At 41.0% G+C, this 1,863-nt stretch carries 2 protein-coding genes and 1 pseudogene; all 3 read left to right on the top strand.

The window, feature by feature from the left end:
* Nucleotides 1–597 (top strand): annotated as a pseudogene (locus F0251_RS24195) (hypothetical protein); the annotation flags it as partial.
* A gap of 2 nt (nucleotides 598–599) precedes the next feature.
* Nucleotides 600–941, top strand: a complete 342-nt coding sequence (locus F0251_RS24190) for a DUF2523 domain-containing protein (protein ID WP_171731978.1) — start codon at nucleotides 600–602, stop codon at nucleotides 939–941.
* The coding region (locus tag F0251_RS24185) for a zonular occludens toxin domain-containing protein (protein ID WP_171731977.1) at nucleotides 941–1,863 on the top strand (923 nt) is incomplete at its 3' end. The genes F0251_RS24190 and F0251_RS24185, both read left to right, overlap by 1 nt.

Raw genomic sequence — 1,863 nt, 5'->3', positions numbered from 1 at the left:
AACCAATCTGAAATTAAAAACGGTGTTGAAGTGAGTAACATGATTGCCGCGTCAATTTCTGATGATGTTAATGAAAACACCAATCAACGCTTTAATCAGTTGACAGAGCAAATTAACGCCATTTCCAGTGGGTCGTCTACCGTTGATTTAAGCGGTGTTGAGTCCAGCATCCAATCTCTATCTGACAAAATTGATGGCATAGATGGTGCTGATATGTCAGGCGTTGAAAGCAAGCTTACCGACTTGATTGACAGCGTCACCAATACCAATGATTTTATTGAACCTAACTACGACTTTGATGGTGTCGGTTTCATCGTTACTCAAAATCAAATTGCAGAAGCTCAAAATGAAGTGCTCGAACTGAAACAAGAGATGGTCGAAGAGTTCGAAAAGTTCAAAACGCTCTTCTCTATCGATACCAGTTCTTTTAACAACGGCACCTATAAAGAGCACTCTTTAAACCTTAACGTAAACCATGCTGAACGCTCTTTTAAATCTGGAGTCTTCGAGGCGTTACTCGATAACTCATCAATCATTGCGGCTGTGATTATGTTTATGTTTGTGGTGTCTGGCATCAAAATGTTAGGTAAGGATTAGTTATGGATTACATCTACTCTTTTATCGATTGGATCAGCTTACAGATGTCGTTTATCACTGACTTCTTTAAAGCCATTCCTCAGATGACACTAGACCTATTTTCATACATTCAGATCTTCATGATTAAGATGAAATTAAAGGCAGAATTAGAGTTCATCAAGCTCTCTTATAACTCAGCAAAAATCTTATTAAAGGAAATCGGCTTTAATGAAATTCTCTCTCATGCTTTTAACGCTTTACCTGATGAATTGAGGTTCTATGCGTTTAAGTTTGGCGTTCCTCAAGCCCTTTCAGTATGGGCCAACTTCTTCACTACAGCTTTGGTTATGAGGCTCTCTAGATAATGGCTATCACGATTAGAACGGGAGCAAATGGCTCTTACAAGTCGGCTTACACGGCTTATTTCTCCATCTATCAAGCTCTAAAGGCAGGACGAACCGTTGTTACCAACATGGAAGGTATGCAGCCCTTAGCTGTCATCGAAGAGCGCTTTGATATTAAGTTTCCAAGCACAGCTAAACTCTTTCGTGTTAGCTCTAGAGATGAATCAGGGGTTCACCTCTGGACTCATTTCTTCTGTTGGTGCCCTATTGGCGCGCTGATTGTCATTGATGAGTGCCAGGATATCTTTTCTAAGAACGTGGGTTTTGATATACGCAAAGTGAAGTATAAACCGCTCTCTGATTTCATCACTCAATCACCACAAGACGGGCTACTCCCTAAAGATTACGAGCGCTTTTTTAATTCTCGTTACACGCCTGCCAACATGGACGCTTTGAAAGATTCAGAGATAGATGATCGCGGAATTGCTGAATACGATTCCGAAGGAAGAATCATCTATCCACACAGCTTTAATGAAGGGTTCATGAGGCATCGAAAGTACGATTGGGACATCGAGTTACTTTCCCCTGATTGGAAGCAAATCGATTCAGGAATCAAGGCATGTGCTAACCAGAACTTTTTTCATAAGGGCCGTGACCAGTTCTTTTGGACTAAGCGCAACCCTTACATTTGGAAGCACGACAAAGCAGTAACAACGCCAGCCATTCCTAAGAAAAAGGACGTCAACTTAACCAATCAGAAAATCCCCTTAGACTCTTTCCTACTCTACAAATCAACGGGGACAGGCAGCGCCAAACAACAACTGGCCATGAATACGCTGTTTCGTAGCCCTAAAGCTATTTTGATTTTCCTACTATCCATATTCTGTTTCGGGTACATAATTTATGACTTATCCAATCGTTTTTTTGAAACTACTGAGACGGT

The organism is Vibrio sp. 070316B (assembly GCF_013114115.1).
Classification (GTDB): Bacteria; Pseudomonadota; Gammaproteobacteria; order Enterobacterales; family Vibrionaceae; genus Vibrio; species Vibrio chagasii_B.
The sequence above is the reverse complement of the archived record's forward strand: the minus strand, read 5'-3'. Positions and strand labels throughout refer to the sequence as shown.